Annotated in this window: 25 protein-coding genes; 15 read left to right on the plus strand and 10 right to left on the minus strand. The window is 45.6% G+C overall.

The genetic code is table 11. The annotated features are described in order from the left end of the window. Positions 1 to 120: 120 nt before the first annotated feature. Positions 121 to 972, minus strand: coding sequence for a carbohydrate ABC transporter permease (locus QMG91_RS24715; RefSeq protein WP_022561617.1), 852 nt, complete (start codon positions 970 to 972; stop codon positions 121 to 123). Beyond that, the gene (locus tag QMG91_RS24720; protein ID WP_022561618.1) at positions 972 to 1,892 is read right to left on the minus strand and encodes a carbohydrate ABC transporter permease; all 921 of its coding nucleotides are present in this window, start codon (positions 1,890 to 1,892) and stop codon (positions 972 to 974) included. The genes QMG91_RS24715 and QMG91_RS24720 overlap by 1 nt, the downstream gene beginning before the upstream one ends. Positions 1,893 to 2,178: 286 nt before the next feature. Between QMG91_RS24720 and QMG91_RS24725 the strand changes: the two genes are divergently transcribed. The 9 genes from QMG91_RS24725 to QMG91_RS24765 all read left to right on the plus strand — a co-directional run bounded on the left by QMG91_RS24725 (position 2,179) and on the right by QMG91_RS24765 (position 11,567). Further along, positions 2,179 to 3,270 (plus strand): ABC transporter ATP-binding protein, encoded by a 1,092-nt coding sequence (locus QMG91_RS24725; protein WP_004398130.1) that lies wholly within the window; start codon positions 2,179 to 2,181, stop codon positions 3,268 to 3,270. A 353-nt stretch (positions 3,271 to 3,623) separates the two neighbouring features. Next, positions 3,624 to 5,528, plus strand: coding sequence for a methyl-accepting chemotaxis protein (locus QMG91_RS24730; RefSeq protein WP_223097610.1), 1,905 nt, complete (start codon positions 3,624 to 3,626; stop codon positions 5,526 to 5,528). 85 nt (positions 5,529 to 5,613) lie between these two features. After that, positions 5,614 to 7,320: a pyridoxal phosphate-dependent decarboxylase family protein gene (locus tag QMG91_RS24735; RefSeq protein WP_022592790.1), complete on the plus strand. Its 1,707-nt coding sequence runs from the start codon at positions 5,614 to 5,616 to the stop codon at positions 7,318 to 7,320. Between the two features lie 134 nt (positions 7,321 to 7,454). Beyond that, positions 7,455 to 7,835, plus strand: coding sequence for a cytochrome b562 (locus QMG91_RS24740; protein WP_281830678.1), 381 nt, complete (start codon positions 7,455 to 7,457; stop codon positions 7,833 to 7,835). A gap of 105 nt (positions 7,836 to 7,940) precedes the next feature. Continuing rightward, positions 7,941 to 8,372 carry a hypothetical protein gene (locus tag QMG91_RS24745; RefSeq protein ID WP_281830679.1) on the plus strand — a complete coding sequence of 144 codons (432 nt, stop codon included), beginning with the start codon at positions 7,941 to 7,943 and terminating at the stop codon, positions 8,370 to 8,372. After that, positions 8,369 to 8,803 carry a hypothetical protein gene (locus QMG91_RS24750; RefSeq protein WP_281830680.1) on the plus strand — a complete coding sequence of 145 codons (435 nt, stop codon included), beginning with the start codon at positions 8,369 to 8,371 and terminating at the stop codon, positions 8,801 to 8,803. Before QMG91_RS24745 ends, QMG91_RS24750 begins: the two co-directional genes overlap by 4 nt. Next, positions 8,766 to 9,521, plus strand: a complete 756-nt coding sequence (locus QMG91_RS24755; RefSeq protein WP_281830681.1) for a DUF3047 domain-containing protein — start codon at positions 8,766 to 8,768, stop codon at positions 9,519 to 9,521. Before QMG91_RS24750 ends, QMG91_RS24755 begins: the two co-directional genes overlap by 38 nt. Before the next feature lie 150 nt (positions 9,522 to 9,671). Then, positions 9,672 to 10,355 carry a hypothetical protein gene (locus QMG91_RS24760; protein WP_281830682.1) on the plus strand — a complete coding sequence of 228 codons (684 nt, stop codon included), beginning with the start codon at positions 9,672 to 9,674 and terminating at the stop codon, positions 10,353 to 10,355. Positions 10,356 to 10,379: 24 nt separating this feature from the next. Then, positions 10,380 to 11,567: an HAD-IA family hydrolase gene (locus QMG91_RS24765; RefSeq protein WP_281830683.1), complete on the plus strand. Its 1,188-nt coding sequence runs from the start codon at positions 10,380 to 10,382 to the stop codon at positions 11,565 to 11,567. Positions 11,568 to 11,593: 26 nt separating this feature from the next. On the opposite strand, the gene QMG91_RS24770 is transcribed toward QMG91_RS24765, so the two are convergent. The 8 genes from QMG91_RS24770 to QMG91_RS24805 all read right to left on the minus strand — a co-directional run bounded on the left by QMG91_RS24770 (position 11,594) and on the right by QMG91_RS24805 (position 18,957). Next, positions 11,594 to 12,655, minus strand: coding sequence for a polysaccharide deacetylase family protein (locus QMG91_RS24770; protein WP_281830684.1), 1,062 nt, complete (start codon positions 12,653 to 12,655; stop codon positions 11,594 to 11,596). Positions 12,656 to 12,816: 161 nt separating this feature from the next. Further along, complete coding sequence (locus tag QMG91_RS24775; protein WP_281830685.1) at positions 12,817 to 13,293, minus strand: DM13 domain-containing protein; 477 nt, start codon at positions 13,291 to 13,293, stop codon at positions 12,817 to 12,819. 118 nt (positions 13,294 to 13,411) lie between these two features. Continuing rightward, positions 13,412 to 13,783, minus strand: a complete 372-nt coding sequence (locus tag QMG91_RS24780) for a hypothetical protein (RefSeq protein WP_022561629.1) — start codon at positions 13,781 to 13,783, stop codon at positions 13,412 to 13,414. A gap of 236 nt (positions 13,784 to 14,019) precedes the next feature. Next, on the minus strand, positions 14,020 to 15,123 hold the full coding sequence (locus QMG91_RS24785) for an ABC transporter ATP-binding protein (protein ID WP_281830686.1): 1,104 nt from the start codon (positions 15,121 to 15,123) through the stop codon (positions 14,020 to 14,022). A gap of 13 nt (positions 15,124 to 15,136) precedes the next feature. After that, on the minus strand, positions 15,137 to 15,862 hold the full coding sequence (locus QMG91_RS24790; RefSeq protein ID WP_281830687.1) for an N-acetylmannosamine-6-phosphate 2-epimerase: 726 nt from the start codon (positions 15,860 to 15,862) through the stop codon (positions 15,137 to 15,139). A 4-nt stretch (positions 15,863 to 15,866) separates the two neighbouring features. Further along, complete coding sequence (locus QMG91_RS24795; protein ID WP_004398114.1) at positions 15,867 to 16,682, minus strand: carbohydrate ABC transporter permease; 816 nt, start codon at positions 16,680 to 16,682, stop codon at positions 15,867 to 15,869. After that, a complete protein-coding gene (locus QMG91_RS24800; RefSeq protein WP_004398113.1) occupies positions 16,679 to 17,557 on the minus strand; it encodes a carbohydrate ABC transporter permease in 879 nt (292 codons plus the stop codon). Before QMG91_RS24800 ends, QMG91_RS24795 begins: the two co-directional genes overlap by 4 nt. Before the next feature lie 83 nt (positions 17,558 to 17,640). Continuing rightward, positions 17,641 to 18,957 (minus strand): extracellular solute-binding protein, encoded by a 1,317-nt coding sequence (locus QMG91_RS24805; RefSeq protein ID WP_281830688.1) that lies wholly within the window; start codon positions 18,955 to 18,957, stop codon positions 17,641 to 17,643. 263 nt (positions 18,958 to 19,220) lie between these two features. On the opposite strand from QMG91_RS24805, the gene QMG91_RS24810 reads away from it, so the two are divergent. The 6 genes from QMG91_RS24810 to QMG91_RS24835 all read left to right on the plus strand — a co-directional run bounded on the left by QMG91_RS24810 (position 19,221) and on the right by QMG91_RS24835 (position 25,079). Next, positions 19,221 to 19,922: a GntR family transcriptional regulator gene (locus tag QMG91_RS24810; RefSeq protein ID WP_022592778.1), complete on the plus strand. Its 702-nt coding sequence runs from the start codon at positions 19,221 to 19,223 to the stop codon at positions 19,920 to 19,922. A gap of 146 nt (positions 19,923 to 20,068) precedes the next feature. After that, a complete protein-coding gene (locus QMG91_RS24815; protein WP_045965111.1) occupies positions 20,069 to 21,487 on the plus strand; it encodes a tyrosinase family protein in 1,419 nt (472 codons plus the stop codon). A 172-nt stretch (positions 21,488 to 21,659) separates the two neighbouring features. Continuing rightward, a complete protein-coding gene (locus QMG91_RS24820) occupies positions 21,660 to 22,322 on the plus strand; it encodes an HAD family hydrolase (protein ID WP_281830689.1) in 663 nt (220 codons plus the stop codon). Between the two features lies 1 nt (position 22,323). Then, entirely contained in the window at positions 22,324 to 22,725 is a 402-nt protein-coding gene (locus QMG91_RS24825; protein WP_022561634.1) for a hypothetical protein, read from the plus strand. 346 nt (positions 22,726 to 23,071) lie between these two features. Continuing rightward, positions 23,072 to 24,283 (plus strand): HD-GYP domain-containing protein, encoded by a 1,212-nt coding sequence (locus QMG91_RS24830; protein WP_281830690.1) that lies wholly within the window; start codon positions 23,072 to 23,074, stop codon positions 24,281 to 24,283. Between the two features lie 124 nt (positions 24,284 to 24,407). Beyond that, positions 24,408 to 25,079 carry a hypothetical protein gene (locus QMG91_RS24835; protein WP_281830691.1) on the plus strand — a complete coding sequence of 224 codons (672 nt, stop codon included), beginning with the start codon at positions 24,408 to 24,410 and terminating at the stop codon, positions 25,077 to 25,079. Positions 25,080 to 25,081 lie beyond the last annotated feature (2 nt).

A 25,081-nucleotide genomic window follows, 5' to 3' on the forward strand; every position in this document is an offset into this window, starting at 1 on the left:
TTGTGGTCCAAATTTTTTAAGCCCCGTTAACTTCAAAAATCGAAGCTGTGGGTGTTTTTTATTATCTATTTGCTATCGCCAAAGTCAGTTGTTTAGGCTGATGTTCTGTGTTCAATGCTTTTATCCTTTTGTCGCCCCAAGGGTCAGACCCGCGATAAAGTGGCGTTGCATCGTAAAAAACAGAACCACTGGTGGAATAGCCGCGACCACAGCACCGGCAGAAATAAACTGCCAGGAAGCAAGCCATTGCCCACGCAAAGCACTCAAGCCAGCCGTTACCGGTCTTACTTCGTCACTTTGCACAAGTACCAGCGCCCAGAAAAAATCGTTCCATATAAAAGTAAATACCAGCACTGACAACGCTGCCAATGCAGGTCGCACAAGCGGCAGCACCACGTGCCAGAAGATCTTCCATTCGCTCACCCCTTCAACCCTTGCCGCTTCGATAAGAGCATCGGGGATTCCGACGATAAAGTTGCGCATAAACAAGGTGCAAAACCCTGCCTGAAATGCAATGTGGAAGAAGATCAACGCCCAGCGGGTGTCGTACAAACCAAAGGTAATAGTCAGGTCGCGAACCGGAATCATCAGAATCTGAAACGGCACGAAGTTACCCGCGATAAAGGTGGCAAAAATCCAGATGTTGGCTTTGAAGTTGTATTTTGCCAGTGCATAGCCCCCAAGCGTTGAGAGCGCAACCGCACCTGCCACGGCAGGAATGGTGATCATCAGGCTGTTTAGCAAGTACTGCCCCATAGGGGTAGAGGTAAACACCTGAGAGTAGTTTTCGAAAAACTGAATATCGCTGGGTATACCCCAGTAGTTGCCTTTGTTGATGTCTTCTATCGAGCGAATTGAAGTCATCATCACCGCTATCAGTGGCAGCAGCCACATCAGGATAGAAATAGGCAACGCAACGCGGTAGCTGATATTGGTCAGGCGTCCTGCCTTTTGAATCGGTTGCGGATACATTATTTTTCACTCCTCAACATACGCCACAAGAAGTAAGCGATGTACACATCCATAATGAGAAACAGAACCACCGACACTGCGGCACCAAAGCCCATTCGGTAATTGAAAATGGATTCTTCATACATTTGATACGCCAGCACTGACGAACTGCCCCAAGGTCCACCCGCCGTCATGGTTGCAACCAAGTCGAAAGATCGAAGTGCACCAATAACGGTAACCACGATGGCAATAAAAGTGGCAGGACGAAGTTGAGGCAGCACCACATACCAGAGCATGCGCCATTTCTTTGCACCATCAAGGCGCGCGGCTTCTATTTGTTCCGGGTCCAGATTATTTAGCCCTGTCAGGTACAAAATCATGCAATAGGAAATTTGCGGCCACAGCCCAGCAGCGATGATTCCGTAGGTCACGTACTTTTCGTTCGAAAGGATGGCGATCGGTTCAAGCCCTAATCCATTTAAAGCTATGTTGAATAATCCAAAAGTCGGGTCATAAAACCAGGCAAAGACCAATCCAACCACTACCTGTGAAATAACGAACGGGAAAAAGAAGAGTGACTTCACAACCCGAATCCCTTTCACCTGTTGGTTGAGGAAAAGAGCGATAGCCAGCCCCGCTGGTGGTGCAATCATGAAAAACACCAGCCAGAGAAAGTTATTTTTGAGCGATGTGTAAAACGCATCTGATTCAAACAGCTCGACGTAATTATCAAGCCCGACCCAAGTTTTATCCCCTAGCCCGTCCCACTGATAAAAGCTCAGCCAGATACTGTCGATGATTGGGTAAATAACGTAAACCACAAAGATGACCATGGCGGGAAAGAGGAAAAACCAAGGCGTAAGCTGTCGCATGGTCGAACGCTTCTTTCTGGCAGAAGGCATCCGATTTCCTGGGTATATCGTTTTCACAGATTGTTCCATTTTTATGCATTCCCTTTTACTTTTTACTCAAATCCCTGCATCAAGATGGGGCACTAAGATGAGCAAAAACACTTCTATTCTCTTTGCATCTACGTTCAATATAGGATCGTTGAAGAAATTTTGCACAGTATAAAACTCAAAGTGTAAACGTTTCCACAAAAATCACTCAATTGGTGCATTTTAAGTTGATCACGATCAACTATTATTAACAAGTCACTAACAATGTTTGCGTGTTCACGTATTTTAAATTTCAGTTACTACTACTGCTTGTGCTCGGGAGTCCAAAATGGCAGACATCACGTTACAAAACGTCATCAAAGAATATGGTGATATCCGGACAATTCACGGTGTGGATCTGGAGATCAACAACGGAGAGTTCGTCGTTTTTGTTGGTCCATCAGGTTGCGGTAAGTCGACACTGCTTCGGTTGATTGCGGGTCTGGAAGAGATTTCAGGTGGCACAATAGAAATAGAGAACGAAGTCGTAAACGAAGTTGACCCTGCCGAGCGTGGCGTGGCCATGGTATTTCAGTCTTATGCGCTTTACCCGCATATGACAGTAGAAGAAAACATGGGCTTTGGGCTCAAAATGACCGGGCATCCCAAAGAGAAGATAGAAAAGCAAGTTTCGATTGCGGCGAAAACGCTTCAGTTGGAACCGCTTCTTAAGCGTAAACCTAAGGAGCTTTCAGGTGGTCAAAGGCAGAGGGTGGCAATTGGTCGCGCCATTGTCAGAAACCCTAAAGTCTTTCTATTTGATGAACCTCTGTCCAATCTTGACGCCGAACTGCGGGTCGAAATGCGTTTGCAAATCGCTAAGTTACATCAAGAGTTGCAAAACACCATGGTGTACGTGACTCACGATCAGGTGGAAGCGATGACACTGGCAGACAAGATCGTGGTGCTCAGAGCAGGAAACGTCGAACAGGTTGGTACGCCACTGGAGCTTTATCACCATCCGAAAAATGAATTTGTTGCAGGGTTCATCGGTTCTCCTAAGATGAACTTCGTTCCGACAGAGTTTATTTCACTTTCAGCTCAAACTCTCACACTAAAAACACCTGACGATTCCATTATATCGTTACCATATGACGGAGAAATTACCGCTAAGCCAGGCGATAAACTGACTTTTGGAATTCGACCAGAGCATCTGCTTATTGGCGAAGAAAGTGCCATAAGTTTCCAGTTCGACAGTGAGGTGGTTGAGCGCCTGGGTAACAGCACTTATCTTTTTGGTCAGGCTTTAGGCGTTGATGGGTTTACAGTACATTCCCCAGGGGATCAGGAAGTTAGCAAGTATCAAACTCTCACACTTGGTTGCCGAGCAGAGGATGCACATTTGTTCTATGCAAATGGGTTACACGTCAACGCTTCCTAAACATATTTTGGGGGCGTTAAGCCCCTTCTTTCCGTTACAAATCCTGTAAATATTTATTTCAGAAACCAGCATAAAATCCTGTTTATACTGGTAGCAAAGTTCTCACTTCTGAATCTTATGAAATAAGCTCATATTTAGCGTGATGAATATCACATTTGCGCACACCACTGCATAGAAACCGCTCCTCGATAGTTTTATTACTATGGCATAATCCGCCGGATATTAATTCGGAATAAATTAAAACAATAAAACATAACTCTAAGTTAATCAGAGTTTGTCGAAACATTTGTTCAAATCACTTTGACAATTCGGTCAACAAAACCCAGTTCACTTACTAGCGTATGAGGATAATTATGCGATTAGGTTTTAAAACGCGAATAAACATTAGCGTTGTCTTGCTGGTTGCGGTTTCTCTGTCAGTGTTGGCAACTATAAGCATCATCAACCTCAAAAAAGAAATGACTTCCGGGCTTCAGTCCATTACTCAACAAAAGCTCAATAGCCATGTAAAAGAAATTGAAGTCGACATGGAGTCCAAAATTCGGACCATCCATCAAGGCGCTCTCCACTTCACCAACGAACTGAGCGATCAGGAAAATATTGACCGAGTACTTCTTCTTACAGAAACCTCTAAAATCTCGGCGGTAATGATCGCGTACAAAGACGGTCGTAACTACATGTCTGACGACGGCGGTATCAAAGAAGAAACAGACCGATACCTTACTCGTCCTTGGTTTACAGAAACTGCTCAGAAAGGCAGAACCATCACCAGCGATATCTATCAGGATATCGTGACTAAGAAGCAAGTGATCAGTATCTCTGCTCCGGTTTACCAAAACGGTGAACTGATTGCGGTGCTGATTGGCGACGTTCGCCTTGATCACATCGTCGAGCAAGTTGGCTCCATGCGCTTCGCTGGCGGTGCTGCTACCCTTTCCGACCGCAATCACAAATTCTTTGCCAGTGATGATCCAACAGACATCGGTAAAACGCCTTCTCAGGTGAGCCCGAGCTTCCAGGTGATCGAGAACGGTTTCCGCTCTGGTCAGAGTGGCCTGGTGCACTTCCCTTATCTTGGTATCGATTTTGATGGTTACTTCCAGCGCATCAGAATTGACAGCGAGAACTACTGGACTCTGATGGTTTTCGTTGATCGAAACACAGCGCTAACCGAAGTGAACAGTGCGATTAAAGAATCCATTCTGGTTGGTTTCCTTTTGCTTGCTGTTTCTACCGTGATTATTTTTGTTGTCATCAGCCAGCTATTCCGCCCGCTCGACAAGCTAAAAGCCGCTGTGCTTGACCTATCTAACGGTAATGGCGACTTAACTGCACGCCTCAAAGTCGAGCAAAATGACGATTTGGGTCAGATTTCAGAGGGCTTTAATAAGTTCGTTTCTAACCTGCAACGCATGATTGGCGATATCGCTGACTCCAGTGTTCAGATTTCAAAAGACATTCGCACCTTGACCTCTTCTGCCAGCCAGAATGAACAAATGCTGCTTTCGCATTCTTCTGAAACGGAACAGGTAGTAACTTCCATTACTGAAATGAGTGAAAGCGCACGCTCGGTTGCCGAAAGTGTTCAGCAGTCCTCTCAGGTAACAGAAGCCACCAGCGTTGAAGCACATAACTCGAAAGGCATTGTAAATAATGCTGTTGAGACGGTTCGTTCATTGGTGGACGAAGTGGAAGAAATGGCAGAGCGCATTCAGGTAATGAATACAGACGCGAATCAAATCAGTGCCGTTCTTTCTGTTATCGGTGACATTTCTGAACAAACCAACCTGTTGGCGCTGAACGCTGCAATTGAAGCAGCACGTGCCGGAGAGCAAGGTCGTGGGTTTGCCGTGGTGGCAGACGAAGTTCGTGCCCTTGCTGCGCGCACCCAAAACAGCACAACCGAAATTTCCGACATGCTGACGCGCCTGCTCGATGGAACAGAAAAAGTCGTTAACGCAATGGAGAACACCAAATCTCGTTGTCAGATCACAGCTGAGAAAACATCTGAAGTTTCCGGCAGCCTGGACGTGGTGTCTAACTCGGTAAACCAAATTGATGACATCAGCAGCCAGATTGCTACCGCAACGGAAGAGCAAAGCGCCGTATCAGAAGAAATCTCGCGCAATATGCTGGCGATACGGGACATCGTTGAATCGCTGGTCAACAGCGGTCGCGATACGGTCAACGTAACTCAATCACTTTCAAACTCCAATTCTCAGCTCGAGAAACTGGTCGCACAATTTAAAGTGCAATAAACAAAAAGGGCATCAGGATTGATGCCCTTTTTAATGTAACAAAAGGTCAATAGACCCTGTATATCTATAAAATAGAGAAAAAATCATGGACATTTCTTTACTGAAAAATCAGCAGGCTAACCAGACAACTTCTGAGTTCGATAAGCTTTATAACGAGGTTTTTCGCGATTTCTTTTCGCGTGATGAAAACCTCTGGCCTATCTACAAAGATCCTGGCTTTGCGGCTTTGAACCAGTTCCGTGCCAAACACCTACACCCTCACGAGCGCATGAGTGCCTTCACAAACAGCAACGACCTGCACCAAGCTTTGCTGTCTCAAAACCACATGCCCGCGAAGCGAATGAAACCAACAGGTCAACCGGAAGACGTACTGGCATTTGCTGCGGCGTTATCAAAAGACTGGGAAAACCCTTCCTCGGTAGAAAACGTGATCACAATGCCTTCTGACCCGGCCATCTATGGCGCAATGATGGGAACGCTGGCAAATCCTAACCTTGTGTACAGCGAATACGCAGGAATGGCGGAGCAGCTTGAAAAGAATGTGGTTCGCCAGATCGCTAACGTGGTCGGTTACGACCAGAATGAGTCTACCGGCCTTTTCACTCAGGGCGGTACTTTCTGTAACCTTTATGGTTACCTGCTGGGTATTCGTAAATCTCTGCCTGAAGCCATCTTTAAAGGTCTGGATTCTTCACAGGATTACCGAATTCTTAACTCGCAGGGTGGCCACTACTCCAATATGACAAACCTGTCGTTGTTGGGTGTCGACATCACTAAGAAAACAATCCGTATTAAAGTGACAGAAAGCCACGAGATAGACTTAGTGGATCTGGAGCGCAGCATGCGTGCGTGCTTTGACGTGAACACGGTTGTGCCAACCATTATGCTGACTATGGGTACGACGGATACTTTCGCCATTGATCAGGTGAAGCCAGTTTACGACCTGCGCGAGCGCCTGTGTGAAGAATACGGCATTCAGGTTAAGCCACACATTCACGTTGATGCCGCTGTAGGCTGGTCGATGATGTTCTTTATCGACTACGACTTCGCCGGTAACCCAATTGGTATTAACGAAGCGACCCTAAGAGGGATCGAAAGCGTAACGGCACGCCTGCGTGAGCTGAAGTATGCCGACTCATTCACCGTCGATTTCCAGAAGTGGGGTTATGTTCCATACACGTCCAGCCTTGTGATGATCAAAAACAAGCAGGATATGGAAGCACTGAAAAACGATCCGAAAAACTTCTCTTACTTCGAAAACGATCTTCAGGAAGACACGCACCTGCAGTCGACGATTGAATGTTCTCGTGGTGCAACAGGTCTGTTTGGCGCTTACTCTGCTCTGAAATATATGGGTCTTGAGGGCTACCAGACTCTGATTGCACACAGCCTTCAGAATGCAAACTACATGCGCCACCAGTTAATGCAGGACTCTGCATGTAAAGTCGTGGTGCCTGAAAACCAAGGTCCAAGTGTAACCTTCCGTTTGTACAACCGCGATTTCGTAAAATTTGCAGAAGAAGAGTTTGAAATTGAGCGCCATAGTACCGACAACGAAACCATAAAAGCCCGAATGGAACGCAACACCGAGTATCACCGCCATATCTTCAACAACCGTGGTAAGTTTGGCCTGTACACCAACTGGGTAGAATTTATTTCACGTTCTAACTACGTAGGTCGTGGTATCTACTCTTACATTCCGGGAGAAAAAGCGGTATTCATGAACCCGGCGACACAACGTGAGCACATTGATCAGTTCCTTGAGCGTTTGTACTACGCAAGTGGCAAGTAAACCGACCTCACATCGAATACACTTTTAAATCTAAGCCGGATTCGTCCGGCTTTTTTACGCCCAACACATTCAAAATTCAGCAAGAAATTGGCGACAACTTTCGCTAGAATCCTCTCAAAACATAAGGATAAGCAATGAAGACAACCGTCGTTTTACTCACCTCTCTACTGGCATTCAGTGCCCTCGCCAAAACCGATCTCTCTGCCAATATGAAGCAAATGAAGCTGGCTTTTAATCAGGCAGCAGAAGCGACAACCATTGAAGGCATGAGAACACCCATCGAAGAATTTGAACAACTTGTTATTTTGTCCGCCAATGGCAGCTACCCGCCTGAGCGCGAAGAACTCTACCAAAGTGGATTCAGCAAACTCACCAATGCGGTAGAGCGTATTGAAACCAAGCTGGATGAAGGGGATCTGGACGGAGCAAAAACTATTTTGCGCGAAATCGATGACCTAAGAAAAGAGTACCACGATAAGAAAAAGCCTAGCATCTGGTCGACCCTGTTTGGTTAACCCTTGCATCGATAAACCAGAAACAATCTATTCTGTCTCACCGCTACGTTCAGCTAACCTATATATTAAAGCCTTGGTTCTCTAGTAGCGGGTACGAAAAACGGGATGGAATATACAGGTTCATGTGAATGCGGTTCAAACCGCATTCTTGCAAGGTTACCTAAACCTATTGAAAGTTACGAAGCCAGAGCGTGCCAATGCGATTTCTGTGTCCCTCGTGGTGCCGCTTATTTGTCTGATCCAGCAGGCACTCTATTCATTTCCTCTTCCAACCTGAAATCCCAGTCTCAAGGTGCAGGTTTGGCGCGATTCTGGGTATGTCAGCAATGTGACTCTTTGGTCGCTGTAACCTACGATTTTGAAGGCAAAACAAAGGGAGCACTCAACATCTCTGCGTTGCCACCTGATCTTAAAACGCGAATCAAGGTCACACATGCATCACCTCATTTGCTGTCCGCTGAAGTAAAAACGCAACGTTGGCGGTCTTTATGGATGGACACAATCTTTGAGCTGCCAGACACACAGGAATCACTATGAAAGGCTTCATGATACTCGCTTGTTCTGCCGTACTTTTTGCAAGCACCACAACCGCATCGAGCATAGAAAACTATTCTGAATCTTTAGATTTTGCACAGGTTGAAAAAGTGAAAGCGGTTCAGAATGAAAATGGAAGCTGGTGTTTCCATACTACTGTCCGACACAACGATCAGGGCTGGGATCATTACGCCGATGAATGGCAGGTGCTCGATTTGAAAGGAAAAGTGCTTGGTACCCGAACGCTTGCCCACCCTCACGACAACGAACAACCTTTTACCCGCAGTAAGTGTGGAATCAGAATTCCTGAATCCGTCTCAAAAGTCGCCGTGCGGGCTAAGTGCAACATTCACGGTTATGGTGGAAAACCCGTAGTCGTTAATCTGAACTTATCAAATGGCGACGGATTCACCGTTCGTAAGTTTAACCAGTAACATGACCCCATTTATGTTCTGTCATTTCACCACACGTCACTTTAAACGCTATTTGAAAACAGCAGCTGTGCTTCTTTCTATTAGCTTCGCCGTCACATCGGTAAATGCCAATGAGATTCTCAAAGTATTAGAAGATGGCGATGCCTCTGAATGGAAACAGGAGTCGTTTAAAGGGTTCACAAATTATGAACCTACAGTGCTTGATGGAGTTTCAGTATTGAAGGCGACCAGCAACGGCACGGCTTCAGGTCTGTTTCTGAAAAAAAGAGTAGATTTACTCCAGACCCCTTTCCTGAACTGGAAATGGCAAGTATCCGAGGCATTGCCAAAACTGGATGAGCAAAGCAAAGAAGGCGACGACTACGCCGCGCGTATTTACGTTGTGATCGACGGTGGGCTGATGGCTTGGAGAACACGTTCTTTGAACTACGTTTGGTCTGGTTCTCAGCAAGCAGGAACCTTCTGGGACAATGCTTATGTCGGCTCGAACGTTTGTATGGTGGCAGTTCGTGGTGAAGATTCTCTGACGCAAACCTGGTACAGTGAAAAACGTAATGTTTATCAGGACTTAATCACGTATCTCGGTGACAAAGGCAGCGAGCGAGCCAATGAAAGGGCGTATCGTTACATCGACGTTGTTGCCATCATGACAGACACCGATAACAGCAAATCAAAAGCGGAAACGTATTACGGAGATATCTCATTCAGCGCGAACTAGGCACTGACTTTGGGGTGTTTTTTAGTCATTCAGAAATGTATTCTAAGCCTATACCAAACAATCGTATTTAGATTCTTGATATCAATACGAATTTAATGCCATATTGCCCTCCAAACGTTGACCACAAAACCGCAATGCTGAGGATAATAAGTGCTCGTCCAACTAATGGAATCAAAAATCGAAAGCCTTGAACAAGACCTTGCCAATACAAAGAGTGAGACCTTATCAGACTTAATACTTACCGCTATTGATCAATCCATCGAATGCATTGACAAGTTGTTGGAAATGGAGTGTACGCTCCCTGAAGTTAAACGCTTTCTTGATGTAGTGCAAAAACTTGAGCGCAGCAAATACGACCAACACTATAAAGAGATTGAAAATAGAATAGTCTCAAATAACGAATACGCGCAGTCAGAACGCCATAACCCGAATCAGCAGCACTTTTTAGAAAGCGCGATAAGCATAGAAATTATGGTAACTTCACTTAAGGAAGGCTTCGATAAAGGCAATGTTTCTAGATTGGAACACACGATTAATGATCAATATATTCAGCTCATTAGAACTCTTCAAGACGAGACAAGAAAAAGTGAAGATAGAAACTACGGCAGGCACGCGACTATAACCACTTTTAACCTTGCCATGGGTATAAGTCCTATCGGAGCGATACCTAGTACCATTAACTCCATCTCTTCCATTTACTCGTTAAAATCTGAGCAAATCAAAACTGCCGATATGTGCATCGAAAAGCTCGAATCCTTTAACGAAGCAACATCCATATGGCTCAATACCGCTGAGCAATGGTTAGAGAACGTCGCGTTACTGAAAAAGCGCTAAGGCTCAGAGAGGCGTAGATATAAAATGATAAAAGCGGTTTACTTCGATTTAGATAACACACTGGTCGATCGTAACGCCAGTATCGACAAGTTTAGTCACGAGTTTGTCCGTCATTTTTCTACGCGACTGAAGAACCCGAACGTGGAATCCATAGCTGCATCGATCAAAGGCATTGATAATGATGGCTACCTTCCAGCGGATTCAAAATATGACCGAATCTACAAAGCACTTGGTGCAGAGCTTCCTGTCATTTTAGAATGGCGTACAACCCCAAGCTCTGAAGAAATCGAACAATTTTGGAAAGACCACATCCCTGAATGTGCGGTCGAAATGGAAAGCGCTTCTGACCTGATATCCACCTTGAAATCCGCAGGTATGCATTTGGGTATCATCTCTAACGGTGAAGAATGGAGCCGACAACGTACTGCGAGAGCAACGTCATTTGCGACCAGCTTTGATCAAATCGTGAGTTCTGAAGTCGCTCAATCGAAAAAGCCAGCCCCAAAAATTTTTATTGAAACCGCGAAAGCAGCAGGTTTCAAACCGGAAGAGTGCATCTATGTTGGCGATCATCCGATTAACGACATTCAGGGTGCAGCAGAAGCGGGCATGCACCCTATCTGGCTTTCGGGTTTTCATTCCCATCCTTCTCCAGCGTTATTATTTAAGTCTGCCGACCATTTGAGCGAAGTGTTGGATCACTGCCTTGCCACTATCAAGCGATACCAAATAGCCAGTATTAGGATGCATTTTCTTGCCGATGAACCGGAACACGCAAAAACAATAGCGAAATGGTACTTCAATGAATGGTCAAGGCTGTCACCGGAACTTACCGAAGACAGACTTTTCCGCTCTATCCAGCAAAACGCTCATCAAAAATTCGATCTGCCATTGATGATGATCGTCAAACTAGAACAACAGTTAGTGGGTGTTACGGAAATAAAACTCCGAGAAAACAGAGATTACCCGGAATATGAACACTGGCTGGGCGGGATCTATGTTCACGCAGATTTTAGAGGATTTGGCGTAGCGTCGATAATGTTAGAAAACGCCAAGCAACACGCGAAACGTTTGGGTATCAAGACCCTATACCTTCAGTGCGAAAGCCACAATGTTGGTTTGTATCTACGAAATGGCTACCAGGTTTTGCACTCCGCGAAACATCACAATGTAGACACTACGATACTTTCCACCGAAGTGAGTGATGATTAAAAGGGGCCACGCCCCTTTCTCAGAAATTACCAATTGTGAACAACAATATCGCCACTATCTGGCACAGCATCAAAGATGATGGACTGATCATCCCAAGTAAATGGTATTGTTTTTCCACCCTGCTCTACCTTGGAAACACCAAATTGTGTCGGCACTTTCACTTTTAAAGTTAACGGCTCGTCGTATACTTCATCCGCCAAGCCATCTTTTAAGTTCAGCGTCATGGCTTTGGCATCGACACTGACCAGTTCCACTTCTGCTACCGCTTTTTGTCTGTGGTACTTTATGGCTTTTTCTAACGTTGTAACCCAGGCATCGTCTTTTGATTTCACGATGTCTAACTGATTTTCGAAGATTCCCTGAGGAACAACTTCACTCCAGTCGGCTCCTCCGTCTGGTCCTACAATGCTGTGCCACGTCAGGATGTATAAACCACCCGAATCCAGAGCAAAATCGAGCACGAATTCAAATTTTTCCAGATCTTGCAGAATATAAGCATTGGTGGAACTCAGCTCGTAATACGCCCCTTCCGAAGTAGCAAAGTCGTAAGGATTTACCACGTATTTTGCCGGATCCCATCCGCGAGCTGCGATGAAGCCTGTATCGTGCAGGTACTGTTGAATACTGCGGTTGTAGCTGCCAAACGGGAAAGCAAAGGTAGTAGGACGCTTACCTGTATTGGCTTCAATACGGTCCGACGCCACTTTTACTTCATCGTCATAGCGATCGGGACCGACAGGTGGACGAGTTATACCCTGCCAGTCGGTGTAGTCGTAATTAAAGTCGTGGTGAAGAACGGTGTGATTAGCCATTTCAATGCCAGCGTTATGACCTTCAACAATGGTGTCCCACCCTAACCACTCTGCTGTATCTGTCGTCACAAAGATGGTTGCTGCCATGTCTCGTTTAATCAATTGAGGAATGGCGATATCTTTCTGACCGGGAGAATAGTCATCAAAGGCGAGTACTACTGCGGCATCCTGAAAGCCTTTCCAGTTGGCGATTTCGTAGTCCAGCTGAGAAGTCGCCAAAACCGGGGCTGTTACAAGCCCCATACACGTCATAAGAGTTAACTTGTTGATAGTCATCGTATTATCCTTGTGTGAATAACCGTCAACCATCCTGTGTTACTTATCGATTATATTCAAAGTTTTATAAAAGAAACTCAGTCAGACACTCATGCCTCTATGTAACTGACTTTTAACATAATTACTGATTTATCTTGCAAAGAAATTGGCGGAAAGCCGCTCTATTGATACTTTGCTGCGGTGATAAACTGACCAAAAGACTCACACCACACGATCACACTATTGAAGTCAGACGGGTTAATTTCTGAAGAGACTTCTACTGCGAAGTTTTCAAAGGTTTTGATGTCACCGACTTGAACCATGGAAGATTTCAACCGATTGAAATCTGATTCTGTTTCAACAAACTCAGGCGACAGGTAAAGCTTGTAATCCGGTCCCGGTGCCAATGTTCCCATCAAGGTAATGAACTTAGGACCAACCGAAACAGTACCCTCACCCCAATGCAAGGCATCGCTGTCTTTCAGGTCGCGTTTAAATTTCGCGGTAAACTCAGTGCCAGCCGATTTGGCTTTGATTGTCTCTGCGCTTGGAGCTGGTGGCGCAGTAAGGATAGGCAGAGCGTATATTCCACCGGCAAAGCCAATAAACCCCACTACTCCATGCGTCAGTAGAAGTAACGCCAACGTTCGCTTTTTCATTCTTTTACTCGCTGTATCTATTTGAAATCACAAACAACGAGTGTAGTACAATTCGAAGCAGTTGGGGTTTAGGAACAAATTAGAATGGGTAGTTTTTTCAGACTGCTCAATTAGCAAGCTAATCTTCTATCAAGCCTTGTTTCTTAAGCTCTGAAGTTATTGCCCCATTAGTTCTGCCGTGGTTTTCAGCCAGAACAGTAATTCCTACCCCTGAAATAAACTGAGTCCTCAAATCATCCCGTTGTTCTTGCGACCACGGTAAACCTGCATTTTTAGGCAAGCCGTTAGCAACATTGTCTTCCTGTTTTTGCTCTAGACTTTTCTTTACTTTAGTGGCTTTCTTAGGTGGGTTTTTAACAAAATCGAGAGTGTAAAAAAGTGCCCGAATCACGTCAGGGCTATTGTAGGGAGATTCGCTAGGTAGCACTTCACCAGTCTGAGGGTTAATTCCATTTGCCAACGCTTCAACAATTTCAAGATGCCTGTCCATTCTTATCTAACCTCCTGTATTCAATTAAGCATGTAATGAGCACAAACAAAGCTGAGATCTTTACAGCGCAATAAGATCAGCAGTCTAGGGACGTTAACCTATCTTTTTTAACCCTAAATTGCCATGTGTAATGAATCATATTTTACTAATAATAATTCTTAGAATAAGTATGGGAAAGAAAGGTCTTTGGAGGATCTTCGTTGGATATGACTAAAAAATGAAGCCCCAAATGGGGCTCAGGTATCGATTCTTAGTTCGGTAGATTTATCAAAGAACACGGCTTTCCCTACATCCAGAAAGACTGAGAATTGCGCTCCGAATTCAATATCAGATTCAGCGGAGCAACGAGCGATGATTTCGGTACTGTTTATTCGGCTGGTGACAAGGATATCAGGTCCAGTTGGTTCCAGTACTTCGGCTTTCAGTTGTAACCCATCCTGATCTTCGTTCTCTGTGACCTGAATATCTTCTGGGCGGATGCCCATGACTATTTTTTCACCATCATATTTTCTTAACGCGCAAGGGAGCGCGAGGTGTTTCTCACTACCCTCTGCACCCGACAATTTACAAACGGGTTGTTCGGCGGAATCCAGCTCGATTAGAACCTCAACAAAGTTCATCGAAGGTGACCCCATAAACCCCGCGACAAATAGGTTATTGGGCTGGCTGTAGATTTCCTTCGGTGTGCCTAGTTGCTGCACTTCTCCGTCTTTCATTACCGCAATTCGGTCGGCCAGAGTCATAGCTTCAATCTGATCGTGGGTAACGTACACAATGGTGGTCTGAAGCTGCTGATGCAGACGCTTAATTTGCGTTCGCATATCAACTCGTAACTTAGCATCCAGGTTAGATAGAGGCTCGTCGAATAGATACAGTTTAGGCTTTCTGGCTAGTGCTCGCCCCATAGCCACACGCTGGCGCTGACCACCTGACAAATGTGCTGGCTTGCGATCAAGCAAATGGGAAATTTGAAGCATGTCCGCAACCCGGTTGACCTCTTCATCTATTCTCTGTTTTTCCCACTTACGGATCTTCAAGCCAAAGGCAATATTGTCGAAAACCGTCATATTGGGATACAAGGCGTAAGACTGGAACACCATCGCGATATCCCTATCTTTGGGTTCTACCTGGCTGACTTCCTGTTCTTCGATGTATATCTCGCCTGAGCTGATATCTTCCAGCCCCGCAATGGTGTTCATCAACGTGGATTTACCACACCCAGACGGACCAACTAGGATAAGAAACTCGCCCGATTCAATCGCGATATTGATCCCTTTGAGTGTTTCCTGATCGGCATTCGGGTACGTTTTTCTGATTTGTTGTAATCTCAGAGACGACATGCAAATTTCCTTACTACTTGGTGATGACCTGTTGGTCAAGATGACGTTCATGCCCTAACTTTGCATGATCCACAAACCATTCAGTAACCAGTTCCGGTCTGGTGATCGCAGTACCCACTGTGCAGCTCCAGGCACCGGATGCCAGCACTCTTGAAACTGCATCGGGTGTGTTATAACGACCTTCCGCCATTACGCGTAAACCTTGCGCTACCCATTGTTCTACAAGGTTAAAATCGGGGTCTTTCGGCACCACCTCTGTGGTGTAACCAGAAAGGGTGGAGCCGATCAGGTCACAACCCAGCTCAGCCGCTACCATGCCTTCTTCAAACGTCGAGCAGTCTGCCATGACGCATTTACCCTGAGATTTCACCAGACTCACGAGATCCGCAAACGGCTCCGGACGCTGACGAAACGTTGCGTCGATTGCGATGATGTCTGCACCCGCATTAATCAACCCAATCACGTCTTCTTTCATCGCGGTAATGCGAACGGGATATTGCTCAAAATCGCGTTTTACTATCCCGATAATTGGGGTATCGACATACTTTCGGACAAACTCGGTTCGTCTTACCCCTTCAATTCTTAATCCTTTTGCACCACTAAGGATGGCGGTTTTGGCATACGCCAGCACAATGTCATCTTTATCCATCGGGCTGTCTTCCACTGGCTGGCACGAGACCACCAGCCCGCCATGTAGCGCATCAATCACAGGTACTGCATCCATATGATATTTCTTCATATTGTTATCCTTTCACCGCACCGCCCATTACGGACTGACCAATCTGTCTATAAATCAAAAGTCCCAGAAGCGTTGGGGGTAGCGTGCCTATTACCATGACAGCGGCAGCCACTCCCCACTGAACGCCACCGCCTCCGGCTGCAAAGAAGAAGGACGCGCCCACCGTGAGTGGAACGGCGTCTTTTGTCGTTAGCATCAAACCAAAAAGAAATTCATTCCATGCGGTGATAAAACCGAAAATAAGCGTTGTAGCCAGTACGGGTTTCGACATAGGAATGGCGACATTCACCAAAAACGTGAATGGGCTTGCTCCATCCACCAACGAGGCTTTGTCCAGCTCTGTTGGAATGTCATGAATGGCGTTAATCGACATCATCAACGCAAGAGGCAAATTCACAATCGCCAGAATCAGACCCAAGCCAAGTTTGCTGTCGAGCAAATGGAGTGGCTGATACATCATGTAAAGCGGAATGGCGAAGATGATCAAAGGCACCGCACGCAGGTTGATCACCGCAGGCATCAGAATACGAGTGCCGTAGCCCTTTCGAACCATTACGTATGCCGCAGGGAAACAGAAAAGCAGAGGCAACACGGCACCTATACTGGCGACCACGACACTGTTCATCAGATACGCAATCACATCAAAACGATCTGAGATGGCAAAAACCTGAACATAGTTTTCCAGTGTCCAGCTTTCGACCCACAAGCTGGCATTTGAAGCAATTTCCGCATTGGATTTAAATGATGTCAGCAGAGTCACCAACACTGGAAAATTCATTAGCAAAGCCGCAATGGCAAAAACGATCCAACGTCCGATCATGACTGTGCTCCTTTCTTTCTCGAAGAGAAATAGTTAAGAGCAAACAACACAGCAAAGGTGACGAATAGCAGCAGCATAGAGGCAGCCACCGCCTTGCCGATATTGCCTTGCTTGAAGAATGCCAGATACACGTAGATGGATAGACTGGTCGTCGATCCTCCGGCCCCACTTCCGGTCAGAACATAGACGTTATCGAATACGCGGAAGCCATCGATAAACCGAACAAACAAAGCAGTGAACAACGCCAGTTTCATGAATGGCAGTTCAATGTTCCAGAACAGCTTGAAACCGTGCGCGCCATCCAGAGTGGCGGCTTTTCTCACGTCTTCAGGGATTGCCTGATAAGCGACATGAAACAGCAAGACCGCGAATGGTGTCCATTGCAGAATCTCAATGGTCATCAAGGTGTAAATAGCATTGTTGGCGTCCAGAAATGCCGGGCTGTCGCCAAACCATTCCCACAAATAAAACGGAACCGGACCAACAAACTCATGCAATACCAGACGGTACATTAGACCCACCAAAGCAGGTGCTGCCATCATCGGCATCATCAAAATGGCCATTAACCAAGGGTGTTTCTTTAATAGTGGTGCGAGGTACACCGCGAGAAACAGACCCAGTACACATTCAACCAATGCGGTAATAAAACCAAACTTGAATGAAAAGTGGGTTGCCTTCCAAAACAGCGGATCGTTGATGACATCTACAAAATTATTAAAACCTTGAAGTTTGGGGGAACGAAGGTTTTCGAACGTCACTTGCGAAACGCTGTATACCAGGTCGGCAACCAAAGGAAATCCCAGAAACAACGTCAGGAATAAAACCAAAGGCAACGTAAACAGTCTGCTTTGCTTGTCTACAGTTGGCTGAATCATACATCTCACTCTTGCTTGGCTTTAAAGAGAGGGGGTTCAAAGGCTGGCGTGCAATCAGCACGACCAGCCTGATACGACAGGTGCTACTTAAGCAGCTCTTTCATCGACTTTTCGGTGTTTTCCAAAGCCTGATCCAGGCTCTGTTGCCCAGCCCAATACCCGGTAAACTCACGAGCCTGAACTTCGTACACCGTCAGCGCATTGCCTGATGTACCACCATTCATAACAAACCCGTATTTTCCTGCGTACTCACCCAGAGTTTTGAGGTCTGGTCGTTGGCTTTCCACGTCCTTAACCACATTCTGTCTCAGTGCAGGGTTACCGCCCGCTAGTGCATAAGCTTTTGCGGCTTCCGCAGTTGCCAGCCAGTTAAGGAACTTACGTGCACCTTCTTTATTGGTTGAGGCTTTGTTCAAGCCAAAACCCAGACCATGAACGTGAGTGAAGCGTCCGTTTGGACCTTGTGGAGGAGGAGCAATACCAACTTTTCCAGCAATGGTCGGATTCTTGCTCGCATCGGTTAAGTCACCCGCTGCCGCGTTCCATTGCAGCATGGTGGCAGCCTGACCTGCACCAAACGCAGCGTTGGCTTCTGCGTATTCATAAGAAAGCGAATCTTTTGGTGACGAACCTGCGTCGTAAAGCGACTTGTATCGCTCCAGCGCACTGCGGTAGCCATCAGAATTTACAACCACGTTTCCGCTTTCGTCTAACCAGTTACCACCATAGGCTTTAGCTGCGGAATGCCAGACCATCATGTTGAACAAGAGGTTTTTCATTTGCAGAACCGTTCCGTAGCGAACCGGGCTCTTGCGGTTTTGCTTCTTAGCAAAAAACAGTGCTGTTACCTTGTAATCGTCCCAGGTCCAGTTTTGTGGGTTAACCGGATCCATCTCTTTTCCAAAGGTCTTTTTCGCGATTGCGCGGTATTCTTTCTTCCAGTCGTCATCTGACAATAGCTGGTCAATCAGATCAGAGCGGTAGTACATAAAGTGCAAAGACAGATCAGTCGGCACGCCATATTGCTTGCCCTGATACTGCATCGTTGCCAGCACTTTATCGTCGTAAGCTTCGTTAGAAGTTAAGGTGATAGATTCCATGTAAGGCGAGTAACGCCCCAGTGAATAGGTGGCTGTCAGGTTGATATCGAACTCTGTTGTACCAGCAGCAAGATCAGACTGCAGTTTGTCCCAGAACCCTTCACGGTTGAAAAACAGAGCTTCAACCTTGTCGTTGTCACTCAATCCACTTTTTGAATTGTAGATTTCGATGGCTTTACGTAATGCTGTTTCTTCCGGACCACCTGGCCACCCTAAAACGGTAACAGTGGCTTGTGCCTGGCTGGCAAAAACCGCAGCGATAGAAAGTGCAGCAAAACTCATTACGGATTTACGAATCATCTTCATTCTCCCTTTCGTCCCTAACCCTAATTGTAGGTTGCATATTGAGCGCTCCTTTAAATTAATTGCTCAACATTTCACCTATAGAATTAGATCAAATGGTCTACATTTACAATCCAACACCAGACCAAAACTGTTTCATTATTGATACAAATGTTAATTTAAAGTGACATTGGACCTGAAAATAGGATTTTCTTGGTTGAAGCATGCACACACGTTCATTAGGATGGCTTTATTGGTCTATACCGATTCAAGGTCTCCAGATGACAAAAAGAGCAAGCGTAAAAAACGAATTAATGAAGTTTATTGCTAACAGTTCTCCGGGCATGCGTTTGCCCTCTGAAAGGGAATTGAGCAAGCGTTTTGATGTGGCGCGGGAAACATTAAGGCGATGCTTATTAGACTTAGAAGCCGAGGGAAGAATCATACGCAAAGTGGGCGCTGGCAATTTTGTAGCGGATCGTCCTGAAACTAAGCAGCTTTCTCTGCGATCTTTTTCTGAAGAGATGCTCGCTAAAGGCTTAAAGCCGACCAGTCGAATCATTTCAACAGAAACCTTGTCTGCCGGAGCCAAGATCAGCCAGATGCTGAACCTTTCCCCATCTGAACTCGTCTACAAAATCATGCGTGTGCGATACGCCAATGAGCAACCCATGGCGATGGAAACCGTCTATTTACCGTGTAATCTTCTTCCTGGTTTTTCGCCAGACAGGCTTTCTACGGAATCCCTTTACACCATTCTGGAAAATGATTATCAGTTGTCACTCAATCAGGCAGACCAGTTTATTGAAGCCACCGTCGTTGAACCCAAAGAAGCAGCGCTTTTAAATGTCGCGCCATACAGCGCAGGGCTACTGATTGAAAGGAAAATGATCGCCACCGACGATACGCCTATTGAATTCTGTAAAACGCTCTATCGCGCTGACAAATATAAGTTTGAAGTACAGATTCGACGCCCATCCTGACCCTCAGTGTCAGTCTATAAAGTGACTGACACGATGGATTCATATGCCATTACTTACTGTGTCGCACATTTAATACACCTTTCTTCTCTATTTGCAACCAGACTTATCGAGCCGAACACAATAAAACACACCGACAGGAGTTAAGGATGACTACCGTTGCAAAACTTAACTACCGGAGGAAACAAGCAGGACTTCCGTTAATTCGATTTAACCTACTAAAACTCAATCCAGAAGATGTGCAAGACTTGCGAGATGCTTACGCTGCCATGTATGAAATTTCGGAATTGGCAGTGGGCGACAAGCGTGGCTACTCTGCCCTTGCCAGAGCTCACGGTTATGATCAGGACTTGTGTCACGATCTTGACTGGGCATTTCTTACCTGGCACCGCTCTTACGTCTATTCATTTGAGAAAGCATTGAATACCGCACTCAAATGGAAACGGGAAGATCCAGACTTAGAGTTGACACTGCCCTATTGGGACTGGACACAGTTTAAAACTTCTACCCACGCATCAAATGGCTTGCCTAAGCTGCTCAACGAGCTTACTTACACTAACGCCGATGGCGAAGAAACCGATAACCCACTTGCAAGAGCAAAAAGCCTGTATCGGGTTATCTCTCAGGGTTTGTCCGGGGACGAGGAATTCACTCGCAGATACCCAGATCAGTTTAGGCAGAACATACCGGTACTGAAAAATGAGGTTGACCGATACCTGACGAATCCAAGCTTTGTTCGCTTTCAGGCGGATTTAGATCGCGGTGCCCACGGTGCTATTCACGTGTTTGTGGGCGGGCAAAATTCCAGCTCTCCTTTGCCAGCGAACAGTGGGGATATGAGCAGAGTGATATCGGCATCCTATGACCCCATTTTCTGGCTGCACCATTGTATGGTCGATAAAATCTGGGCAGACTGGCAAACCCTTCATCCGCATACCAATATTCCTCAGATCATTCTTGATCATGTGGTTTACGACAGTCGAATTGGGTCTGACCTTATCGATCATGAAGAAACACTCAGGTACATCTACTCAGAAGATTCCGTAGAAACCGCCGTTGCTGATACAGGCACCGTGGATACCATTACGCCGAAACCTCTCTCGGCTGGTGTGCACCATGTGAAGGAATTGAATCTAGGCGGTGTGGAAGCGGGATTCGTCAGAGCTCAACTGGACTTCTTGCGACTGAGACCACCTAAGAACAGTTTCGAAATTCGGGCGTATATCGATAATCCCGGGTGCAATGAATCTACTGGGTATGATGACCCAAGCTTCGCAGGCAGGCTCATGTTATTTGGTCATGGGCAATGTCATGGCGCCCCCGGACACTGTAACCCATCCCTGGCGACGAGAGACAAATACGACCTACGGTCAAAACACGCTCTGCGCTATGTACACACCCGCTATTCCATGGACGTCACCAGCGGGTTACGCCGCTACATCGGGCGAAAGAAGTCGATTGCTCATTTAAAGATTCACCTGCTAATTCTGGATTGCGAAAATCAGGTAGTAGCGTCGGATTCGATTCAATACGACGGATGCGCATTACGCACATTTGCAAAGGGCTAAGATTTATCACCTGAGATGTTAGTAAAGGCGGCGATCGTCGCCTTGATTTTGGTCGCTTTGCACAAGAAGTTTATCTGTAAATAGGGAAAGTTTATCGTTCACTATTTTTCCTGCTGTTTTGTAATGATTTATGTCACAATACGACACTCTGTTCCAATTAACATTTCCTCCTATGAATTATCAAGCCGCTATTTTCGATATGGACGGGCTCCTTCTTGACACTGAAAGAGTCTGTATGACCATATTCAAACAAGCCTGTGAAACTCTCGATATTCCGTTTCTTGATGATGTTTATTTTTCTATCATTGGCAAGAATGCTGCTGGTATCGAACAAACTCTGCGAGCAGGCTACGATGAGTATATTGATTACCCCACCCTTCATGGTGAATGGAAGAAACATTACGATGGCGTAGTACTTAACCAGGCGATCCCGGTCAAAGATGGCGTTGTAGAACTTCTGGAGTGGCTCAAATCCAAACAGGTGCCCCTTGCGGTCGCGACCTCCACAAGAAAAGAAGTGGCGAAGGTAAAATTAAACCTTAGCGGTCTGGATGGTTTTTTCGACAATGTAACAACGGGTTGCGAAGTCACCCACGGAAAACCCAACCCTGAAATCTACTTACTGGCAGCTAATCGCCTAAAAGTTTCACCACTTGAATGCCTTGCTTTTGAGGATTCAAATAACGGTGTACGATCGGCAGTTGCAGCCCAAATGACCGCCTTTCAGATTCCAGATTTGGTGCAGCCTTGTGACGAAGTTAGACGTTTTGGTCACCACATCATGCCATCGCTTCACGATGTGCTGGATCACTTGAAAACGCTGGACAGACCTTAAAATGCGAACGCTAAAAATTTGGCTGTCTATCGTTTCACTGTTCTTGCTTGCATTTTCAGCGTGGCTATTTATGCCAGCTATCAGCAAGGTTGAAAAGCAAGTACTTGAGCAGGATCTAGCGGAACCGTTTCGCTTGGTAGGTTATCGGGTCATTTCGACCGATCCTTCAATAGATGCCACCTATCACTATTACCTGACGGTCAAGGATTCAGACATTGATGAGGAATCACCTTTTCTTATCACCAGTGATCCTTTTATTAAGGTAGATAACTTCGACGACAACTCTCTACACATATCTGTTACCGGAAAAATTGAGCTTTACAGAAATGATTTATGGGTCAAAAAAGACGATGAAAAACTTCATCATTGGTACATAAGTATGCAGTCAAAATACATTAGATGACCCTAATAAAATGATTCTAAAGTGCAATTACCCCACAAATAATGTGATATTTCCATAAGTTAAATTAACAGTTATAACAATTAACCCATTACTCAAATTGTTTGCTTTTTTATTTTAAAGCTCATTTCATATTTGAGAAATAAGATGTGGGTCTCATAATAGATTTCGTTTTTTGCAATCGATCTCTCCAAAACTGCAAGAGATCACCTAAACTTAACAAGTCTCTGGTAAAGGAGTTCCGGCAGACATTTTTATGATAGCAACGCCGTGCAAGATAAAGGAAAAATGCAATATTTATAAATCTCATCCATCTTGAATTTATGCGGCAAATACTGGTTATGAATTGATGCAATACAAACCTGAGAATTCTATAAAAATAGCTATTGAGCACCTTAATATCGGGATGTTCGTGACAGGCATTGAAAACAGTGAGCGAATAAACCTCTCTAACGCTGGGCGAGTTTCGTCCCAAAAAGCCATTGCACAGTTAGCAGACAGCGGAGTACGTTTTGCTTGGGTAGATGAAAAACTCTCTGCCAAAGACTGCGTATTCAAACCCGTTTTAGATGATGAACCAAAGGCAGAGAAACAAGACGAGCCAGAAGTGAATGCTCCAAACAAAAAGCTGCCGTCCAGAGAAATCAGACAAAATAAGGCCAAAAAGCTGATTGCAGAAGCGAAAGGGCTGGCGCAGAAACTGCTCAATGAAACGTTTGAAGGCAACACGTTCGAAGTTGAGGCTCTGGAAGACTGGGCAGACGATGTTATTGAAACGGTTTTAGTCGATTCCGATGCCATTAAATGCGTGTCGGCACTCAGAAACAAAGACACCTACCTGCTTGAGCACTCCGTTAACGTGTCATGCCTGCTGGTAACTTTCGGTAAACATCTCGGAATGGATAAGACGTTACTTCGTGAATTGGCCATTGGCGGCATCATTCACGATGTGGGTAAGATCAAGGTGGACGACAAAGTTCTGAACAAACCTGCACGTCTGACTCCGGAAGAGTTTGAGCACATGAAACTCCATCAGGTGTATGCCGGAGACATCATCGAGAATGTTGAAGGGCTAAGCAAGGTAAGTCAGGATGTCTGTCTGATGCACCATGAAAAGCTGGATGGAAACGGCTATCCGAATGGATTGAAAGGCGACGAGATTCCGCTGCATGGTCGCATGAGTGGCATTGTGGATATATATGACGCGCTCACCGCACACCGTTGCTACAAAGAAGGCATGAGCTCTGCTGAAGCTTTTAAGATCCTTCTTAGTATGACCCCAGCCCAGCTCGATCAGGATCTGGTGTACAAGTTCATTAACTGCATTGGGGTATACCCGGTTGGTTCTCTGGTTGAATTGAGTGATGGTCGTGTCGGGATCACCTGGACGTCAAACAGTCAGCAGCCACTTAAACCCGTGGTGAAGTGTTTCTATTCCAGAAAATTCAAACGCTTTATTGAAGTCTCCTATGTCGATTTGAAAAACAGTAATGTAAAAATCGAGGGCGCAATTTCTCCGAAAGATATTGAAGTGGATCCCGCCCCTTTCTACGACACCTAATTGGATAAAACGGCAGCCCTGGCTGCCGTTTTTGTTCCTGACAAACCCTTACATGCAAGCAGTAACACCCTCTGTCAATTAGCGTCTAAAATTCAGACAAATCTACCTGACTGACAATCAAGAAATGACTCGAACAATCCTACTCTCCTGCATACTTTCTGCGCTTGCTTCTACCCAGACAATGGCTTCTACCAGCCAATATTCATCAGAATGCCACCCAGAAATACTTGAACAAGCTGATATCACCAATGAAGACGCAGCACAATTTACAGTTGATAAAGAGGGACACACGGCAGAAGTTGCTGGTGTAATCTGTGATGGTACGTTAATCGCTGCTTTTGACATGCTCGACAATCACCCCAACCTGAAAAAAATTGTATTTCTCGATGTTGGTGGCTCGGTGGACGATGAAACCAATCTAAAGCTGGCTACTCTTTTCCACTCGAAAAAGCTGCACACGCACGTGTCTTCCAAGTGGAATCAAACTGATGAGTTTGGTGAAGTAATAAAAGGAGGGGTTGCATCAGGCGGGACTGACCTGTTTCTTTCTGGTCACAAACGAACTGTGGATAAAGGCGCTTATCTTGGCGTTCACTCTTGGTCAAACGACGAATACGAAGGTGCTGACCTGCCAAAAACACACTCAGAGCACAAACCCTACATCCGCTTCTACAAGCTTATCGGTCTCCCGCTACCAGAGGATTTCTACTTTTTTACCTTGGAAGCCGCAACTGCAGAAGACATGCATTACATGACGCAAGACGAATTAGAAACTTATCAAGTCATTACTGAATAAGG

This window comes from Vibrio nigripulchritudo, from assembly GCF_027924785.1.
Classification (GTDB): domain Bacteria; phylum Pseudomonadota; class Gammaproteobacteria; order Enterobacterales; family Vibrionaceae; genus Vibrio; species Vibrio nigripulchritudo.